The organism is Okeania sp. SIO2F4 (assembly GCF_010672385.1).
Classification (GTDB): Bacteria; Cyanobacteriota; Cyanobacteriia; order Cyanobacteriales; family Microcoleaceae; genus Trichodesmium.
In genome coordinates, this window is record NZ_JAAHGT010000478.1 from 1 (window position 1) to 7,312 (window position 7,312).

The window sequence follows — 7,312 nt, forward strand, 5'->3', positions numbered from 1 at the left end:
TCCTGTGTTTTGGGCAAAAATATCAGATATTGAAAAGATACATATTTTCAGAGTGCAATATTTTCAATCTATTTCTCCCCAGGCAAATATTGTTTGTTTAAATGAGGAAGATAAAATGGGAAGTTTAAATTTTGACTGGTCAGAAGTAGTAGCAAAAGTTGAAGGATTATTACCTATTTTTATGGATGCAATGGATTACGATCCTCGGCGACGTTCCCAAAAAATTCGTCATAAGAAAATGACTCAAGATTATGCAAATATATTAGATTTACATCTTTCTAGTCGCCGTAGCATTATTAGATTTTGTGACCAAAATTATCAATATCAAAAAGGAATTACTCCTAAGATTCAGACTCAAGAGCAATTCCTATTAACACCACAAACTACTAATAGAAGTAAATGGAATGACTTAGTAAATATGATTGACCAAAAATTAGGTAAAGTAACAACTTGGTCTGAGTTTACTCCTTTTGGAGAAGTAACAAGTCAAGATTATACACAACTATTAAGTCGTCTGAAGTCTCAGATTGATATATCCCGTAAAATAGAAACAATGTGGGACCCAGCTTTTCAACTATATAGTTCTTTAGTATTCTTAAAAACTTAGGGTTATGACATAGCAATTATTTATTTAAAAGCTAATTTATTCACCCTTTGTTAACAAAGTCAGAAGTCAGAAGTTAGAAGCAAGAAGTTGTTGCGTGTAAAGGGGATTTTAAGCAACAATCCAAAAACATTTCGCCTTAAAAGGTGGGGTTTTAAACCCAAAAAAGGCGAAGTTTTAAACCCAATTATTTTGATAAATTTATTACTAATACTATCTTGGTAAATTCATACTCTTAGCCATGCTACGGAACATACTCATATTAGGACCGGGGCGACGACGTTTTGCTGTGGGTTTTGGCATTAAAAAGTTAGGAGCAAATAATACTACTTCTTCTGCTTTCTGAGAAACTGTAAAATTTGTTATTGGAGGTTGTGGTGCTGCTACTTGAGGAGCAGTTGGTTGTTGTGCTTCAACTTTTTCAGCTTTTTTCGCAGCTTTAGCTTCTTTTTTTGCTTCTGCTGCTGCGATTTTTTCAGCTTTTTTAGCAGCAGAAAGTTTAGCTTTTGTCTGTTTTGGAGTTTCAGAACTAGCAGGTTTAGTTTCTGTTTTTGTGGGTGCTGGTGCTGCTACACTAGCTTGAGTTGATTCTTCCTTGGGCGCACTGTTTCCTTTAGCATCGTCAAATTCTAATAAATAATCAGACTTTTTTCCAAAAGGAAAAATACCGAAGATTCCGGCAAATAATCCTCCGATAAAAGCTAACATGATGTTTATCTCCTCAATGATTTTTGATTTTTTGTAGTATTGCTTACAGCTTAATGCTCTATTGTTAAGTTAAGAGCTAGCGTAAGTTTTGTCTATATTTCTTTATAAAACTTTATATTTACTACAATACATACATCGTAAGTTTAGGGACTGGGGAAACTCAGAGGTAGAAAAATTAGTAATTGTTTACATATATTTCATAATTTACAGAATAATCACTAAAAAAACTTTATATAGTAGTCGAAGCAAAGATTAGGACATTTTTATATCCTGAAACCCGTTGATATTCTACTGTTCCCTGTTCCCAGTTAAGTGTTGCCTATTCCCTAGCGCTACGCGCTATACCAGTAAAAATACTGTCCTAGTGAACGAAAGAAAAGCGATCGCCTCATCCTAAAATATAGAATTAGAAATATTCAAAAAGTAATATGGAAAGTTTAAACAAAACTAATCCAGTGTTATTAATCCACGGAATTTTTGACACCATAAGAATATTCGATAAAATGTCTCGATACCTAAAAAAATTAGGATGGGAAGTATATTGTCTGAACTTAGTTCCTAATTACGGTATTTTAGGTTTAGATAAACTAGCAGAACAAGTAGCGGATTATGTAGATAGAACATTTCCACCTAATCAACCCATTGATTTAATAGGTTTTAGTATGGGAGGAATAGTAAGTCGTTACTACGTTCAAAGATTAGGAGGTATTGATAAAGTAGAACGTTTTATTACTATTTCTTCTCCTCACAATGGCACATTAACAGCTTACGCTTCAAATTTAGCAGCACCTAAGCAGATGCGTCTGAAAAGTGATTTTCTCTCAAATTTAAACCAAGATATTGATTTATTAGAACAAATAAATTTCACCTCTATTTGGACACCTTATGATGCCATGATTGTGCCTGCTAGAAGTTCTCAAATACCAGTAGGTAGAGATATCAAAATAGATGTTTTACTTCATGCTTGGATGATATCAGATGAAAAAGTGTTGAAAGTAATTGTTGAGGAATTAAAAGCAGAATATTAGTCAAAATACAAATAGGGAGTAGGGAGTAGGGAGTAGGGAGTAGGGAGTAGAGGAAAATAATTGATTTTAGCAAGTGGATTTAACAACCAGGTAATTACTAATAAAGATGTATTTATCAGTTCATTAAATCAATTAGTCAATATTTCTACTGTTATTCTTGGTGTGAATTTATTTGAATTTGACCCAACTTTTCAGTGAATATTTCAGTACATTCTGCACCAGTTAATAATAAATTGCCCTGATTATCCCATCAACGTAACCAAGGTAGCTCCATATTATGATAATTTCCCTGGCAAATACCTAAGTCAATACCTAACTGCGGAATGGGAAAATGATTCCTTTCATTAAACTTCGCCAATTCATAATCAATATTTCTACTGTTATTCTTGGTGTGAATTTATTTGAATTTGACCTAACTTTTCAGTGAATATTTCAGTACATTCTGCACCAGTTAATAATAAATTGCCCTGATTATCCCACCAACGTAACCAAGGTAGCTCCATATTATGATAATTTCCCTGGCAAATACCTAAGTCAATACCTAACTGCGGAATGGGAAAATGATTCTGTTCATTAGACTTTACCAATTCATAATCATTAGAAACTAAACTATATAATTCTACACCAGCTTTTTTAACTTCATTCATAAATGCCGTGAAACGGAATTCTAATCCCTCTTTGATAAACCCAAAACTTACCAGGTTTTCTATCATCTTGAAAATCCGATATTTCTGGTGGAGTTTTGTCTCTTTCTTCTGCACCATTTCCATAAACAAATTCTAAGACAATGAGAGGAGCAATATATTCTTGCCAAAGTACATAAGAGCGTCGTATTTCTCCATTTAAAATAGGAGAAATATGGGGAACATAAAACCAATCTGGTGCTTCAGATCCTCTGAGAGGAGGATCGGTTAATCGCCAATAAATTCCAAAGTCTTGACCTATCGCATATTGTCTGTCAGGATGAATTTTATCTAGGGTAGGTTTGATAGAATCAGTTAATAGAATACTTTGATGATGTTCCTGAAAGTTTTTCACAAATGTACAGTCTGATTCTGGTAGTTGAGTATGGTCTTTCAACAATTAATAATTAATAATTAATAATTAATAATTACCTCTCCTTGAAAATAAGAGGATTGACTAATCATGAAAAATTTTTTCTTCTCTTGGTCGATTGGAGGCCAGCGAGGAGACCTCGCCATCCCATCCTAACGGACTGCGAGCAATTCATGTCGCGAAGCGAAACGACCGCTTTTTTCCCCTTAAAAGGGGAGGCGCATACCCACAATTTCTCGGTAACAGAATTAATATCCAGTTGTGTTGATTCAGTAATTACTATTTTTGTACTAATTTAACTTAATTTATGAATTTGGCTGTGAATTTAACAAATACAGTATTTTCCAAAGTTATGAGGTACTTATATTGATGTTTTTAGGAAGTAGGGAATAGTAGGAAAGTTGAATGCAAAGTCCTTATACCAATTACCAAAACTAATGCTGTACTTAGACAACACTTCAATTATTAAGTAATTAATACAGGTCGAATAACCTTTTTGATAATTATTAGTAAGGGGCGTATTAATTATTCATATTTTTACTTATCTGTACGGACTTTGCATCCAACTCCCCTACTCCCCAGCTCAACAAAATGTAGAAAAGTTTTTGAGAAATGGTATTACAGGGTAGGGAAGATAGGTATGAGGATAGGGAATGAGCAAAAAAATTTACCCTGTCAGTTGTACCAAATTAATCACCTAATCTGCTGTAATTAATCATTGAACAATTCAGGTTTAAAACCTCTCCTGTTAAGGATAAAAAAGAAAAAAAGTCTTTTAATCAATCCTATCCATTTTGAGGAGAGGTAACTATTAATTAGGGCTTGCTGATTAAATCCAAAAGCATTTATATATAAATTTACATATAAATACTTTAGCCTTTTTTATAGGAAAAAAGTACAAGCTTTTTGCTTCCTATCCCTGAGAATATGAGTATTTTTAGCAGACAAGGGCAGAAAAATTAAGGGGCAATTCTTCCAACTACATCCTCTGTAATTTCTATTTCTCCTAATTCCTGACTCCTGACTCCTACCCTTACCTATAATACTTATTCACTAAACCCTAATTATTAATTGTTTAACACCAAACTAATTTAAACTGCTACAGCATCGCCAACTTCTTGACGATCGTTACACCCAAAAATTGCTTCTTGATGACAATAATATTTGAACTCTAGCAAATTATGGAACGGGTCTTCCAGGAAAAAAGTTCGATGTTCCAAAGGAGAATTCGTAAATCTTCGTCTGGGTTGCTGATAGAATTTTAATTTATTTTTTTCAGCACGTTCTAGCAAAGCTTCCCAATCACTTTCTTGAGTAAAAACTAAACCAAAATGTCTGGGATAAATTCCTTTTTGTGGTTCTAAAGTTTCTTTGGCAGCATGAGCAACAATTTGATTGCCATAAAGATTTAAAATTACTGAATTTGGAGATTCTCGCCCAACTTCACAACCTAAACCATTGGCATAAAAATCTTTTGTTTGAGCAATATCATTGACGGGAAAAGCTAAGTGAAAAAGAACTTGATTCATGGTTATTTCCTTGTAATGTATAAATGTTATTTTGTACTGAAAAAAAAAATTGAGAATATATTAATAGGAAGGGTTAAGAAGTATTCAGTTGGAAATTTTGGTTGATTCAAGAAGTAGGATATTTTTTATAGTATTCGCCATTACTATTAGGATATTCTCGCGCCTCTCAAATTAATTCACCCTTTTTCCATCCTCTTCCTTCTTCCTTCGAGTTAAAATTACAGCAGATGTTTTCGGTGGGTAGATACGATGTTATCTAATATTAATTCTGTGAATCCCTGGTTAGTAGCTATAATTTTAAACACTATTTTACTTAGTCTAGTTTATTTTGCCCCAAAAAAATTGTTAACTCCAGCAGGAATAGTTCATGCTTGGATACTGGGTGTCTTAATTTGGGGTAGTTTGGGTTGGCCTGGATATGCAGTAGTAGTGTTTTATTTTTTGGTGGGTTCTGGGGTTACTCGTATTGGAATGGCCGAAAAGCAAGCTGCCGGAATTGCAGAAAAGCGGGAAGGAGCTAGAGGGCCAGAAAATGTTTGGGGTTCGGCTTTGACTGCTGCTATTTGTGCTGTCGGAGTTTGGGTTATTGGTGTGTTATACCCAAATCATCCTCCCATAGAAAATTTACCATTTTTACTAATGTTGGGTTATGTAGCTAGTTTTAGTACCAAGCTTTCTGATACTTGTGCTAGTGAAGTAGGAAAAGCTTACGGTAAACGGACATTTTTAATTACAACTCTACAACCAGTACCGCGGGGAACAGAGGGTGCTGTAAGTTTAGAAGGGACTTTAGCAGGTATCGTAGCTTCCGTGGCGATCGCCTTCCTGGGTTGGACTGTAGGTTTAATTGATTTGACAGGAATAGCTTTTTGTGTTATTTCAGCGTTTATTGCTACTAATTTAGAAAGTGTAATTGGGGCAACAATGCAGTCTCAGTTTGAATGGTTAACAAATGAAGTAGTAAATATTATCAATACTTTAATCGGGGCGATCGCCGCAATTCTATTAGCTATAGTTTGGTATTATATACTAATTAGTAATCAATCATCAGCTATGAGCTTTTCTGTTTCCCCAGTCTTAGGTTTATTTTCCTGGCTAGTTACTTTGCCTCAAATTAACTGAGAAACTGTATATAGCAATCCTACCTATTTTATTCGTGTCAAAAATTTTACTGCTTTTTAGGGAACAGTGAACAGGGAACAGGTAGGAGTTTCAGATTTTTTATCTACTTTTTAATTTGTCACAACCTATTTAGGATTGCGATAGTCTAAGTTTCTATAATTTAGCTGAATTTATTTCGCCTAATGTAAAATCCGATTGAAAAGTTGTCAAATTAACTGAGAAACTGTATAGTCTAAATTTCTATAATTTAGCTGAAGTTATTTCACCTACATATAAAATCCGGTTGAAAATTTGTCCTTGCTAGGATAGGAAGCAATTTCGCGCCACTCCTGAGATTACCTCCTTCCACTCCGTTTCAGTCGCTGCGGACTTGGCTATAGTAATTATCAGGATTTTATAGAACTCATTTGGGACTATATAGTGGAGAAGTATGAGGAGGTGGTGAATATGGGGGCATTTTTTTACCTTTTCTCCTATTCTGTATTCTCGATATCCTGACTTCTTGACTCCTTTACCAAAAACCTGTACCAGGTGCTAAAGATATCAAATGGCTTCTATATAAAATATATGAGAAAAACTGTGTTGGTCAGATTTTAAGTTTTATGGATTAACATAGACTAAGATTTATTTGTAAAGATATTTAGCAAAAGGGCGGAATTTTACCAATGGAATCTAAACCACTATTAACTATAGGTGAAGAACAACTATCATGGGGGCAAGGTTTAAAATATTTGCAAGCTTCTGGGAAGTTACAATCTTTTGTCACAGAAATTGTCCGTCAATATGTGATAGAAAAAGAATTGCAATCTAGGGAAGATATGAATGTAAATCCAGCAGTTATTCAACAGGCAATCATTGATTTTAGATTGCAAAGAAAGCTGGAAGACCAACAAAAATTTCAAGAATGGTTACAACAAAATAGAATTAGTTATAATGCTTTAGAAGCACAAATAGCAAATTCTTTTAAACTGAAACAATTAAGAGATTCTATTACTTCAGAAAAAATAGAAGCATATTTTAATGAGCGTAAAGCAGGTCTGGATTATGTAATTTTATCTAGAATTGTAGTCGAAGATAAAGAATTAGCAGATGCTTTGCATCGAAAAATTGTGGCAGAAGGGGGAAAGTTTGAAGATTTAGCTAAAGAATATTCAGTCACAAATGATAAAAATTTTAATGGCATTATGGGTGGAGTTACTTTAGCTAGTTTGCCAGAAGATTTGAGAAATACAATTAATTCTGCGAATCCTGGAGATATTTTAGGA

The 7,312-nt window shown here is 33.9% G+C and carries 6 protein-coding genes and 2 pseudogenes; 5 read left to right on the forward strand and 3 right to left on the reverse strand.

The genetic code is table 11. The annotated features are described in order from the left end of the window. A pseudogene (locus tag F6K22_RS25220) lies at positions 1 to 607 on the forward strand (tetratricopeptide repeat protein); the annotation flags it as partial. Positions 608 to 817: 210 nt separating this feature from the next. Here F6K22_RS25220 and F6K22_RS25225 read toward each other — a convergent pair. Beyond that, complete coding sequence (locus F6K22_RS25225) at positions 818 to 1,312, reverse strand: hypothetical protein (RefSeq protein ID WP_293104304.1); 495 nt, start codon at positions 1,310 to 1,312, stop codon at positions 818 to 820. 428 nt (positions 1,313 to 1,740) lie between these two features. On the opposite strand from F6K22_RS25225, the gene F6K22_RS25230 reads away from it, so the two are divergent. After that, positions 1,741 to 2,340: an esterase/lipase family protein gene (locus tag F6K22_RS25230; RefSeq protein ID WP_293104307.1), complete on the forward strand. Its 600-nt coding sequence runs from the start codon at positions 1,741 to 1,743 to the stop codon at positions 2,338 to 2,340. Between the two features lie 60 nt (positions 2,341 to 2,400). Continuing rightward, a complete protein-coding gene (locus F6K22_RS25235) occupies positions 2,401 to 2,538 on the forward strand; it encodes a hypothetical protein (protein ID WP_293104310.1) in 138 nt (45 codons plus the stop codon). Between the two features lie 182 nt (positions 2,539 to 2,720). Here the strand turns inward: F6K22_RS25235 and F6K22_RS25245 are convergent. Continuing rightward, positions 2,721 to 3,423 (reverse strand): annotated as a pseudogene (locus tag F6K22_RS25245) (Uma2 family endonuclease). Positions 3,424 to 4,487: 1,064 nt separating this feature from the next. Continuing rightward, complete coding sequence (locus tag F6K22_RS25250; protein ID WP_293104313.1) at positions 4,488 to 4,925, reverse strand: VOC family protein; 438 nt, start codon at positions 4,923 to 4,925, stop codon at positions 4,488 to 4,490. A 249-nt stretch (positions 4,926 to 5,174) separates the two neighbouring features. On the opposite strand from F6K22_RS25250, the gene F6K22_RS25255 reads away from it, so the two are divergent. Beyond that, positions 5,175 to 6,047 (forward strand): TIGR00297 family protein, encoded by an 873-nt coding sequence (locus F6K22_RS25255; RefSeq protein ID WP_293104316.1) that lies wholly within the window; start codon positions 5,175 to 5,177, stop codon positions 6,045 to 6,047. Positions 6,048 to 6,712: 665 nt separating this feature from the next. Further along, the coding region (locus F6K22_RS25260; protein ID WP_293104319.1) for a peptidylprolyl isomerase at positions 6,713 to 7,312 on the forward strand (600 nt) is incomplete at its 3' end.

What these genes read in the sequence shown, in the direction of transcription:
- F6K22_RS25225 (WP_293104304.1), bottom strand. Translation starts at nt 1,312, where the DNA reads ATGTTAGCTTTTATCGGAGGATTATTTGCCGGAATCTTCGGTATTTTT.
- F6K22_RS25230 (WP_293104307.1), top strand. Translation starts at nt 1,741, where the DNA reads ATGGAAAGTTTAAACAAAACTAATCCAGTGTTATTAATCCACGGAATT.
- F6K22_RS25250 (WP_293104313.1), bottom strand. Translation starts at nt 4,925, where the DNA reads ATGAATCAAGTTCTTTTTCACTTAGCTTTTCCCGTCAATGATATTGCT.
- F6K22_RS25255 (WP_293104316.1), top strand. Translation starts at nt 5,175, where the DNA reads ATGTTATCTAATATTAATTCTGTGAATCCCTGGTTAGTAGCTATAATT.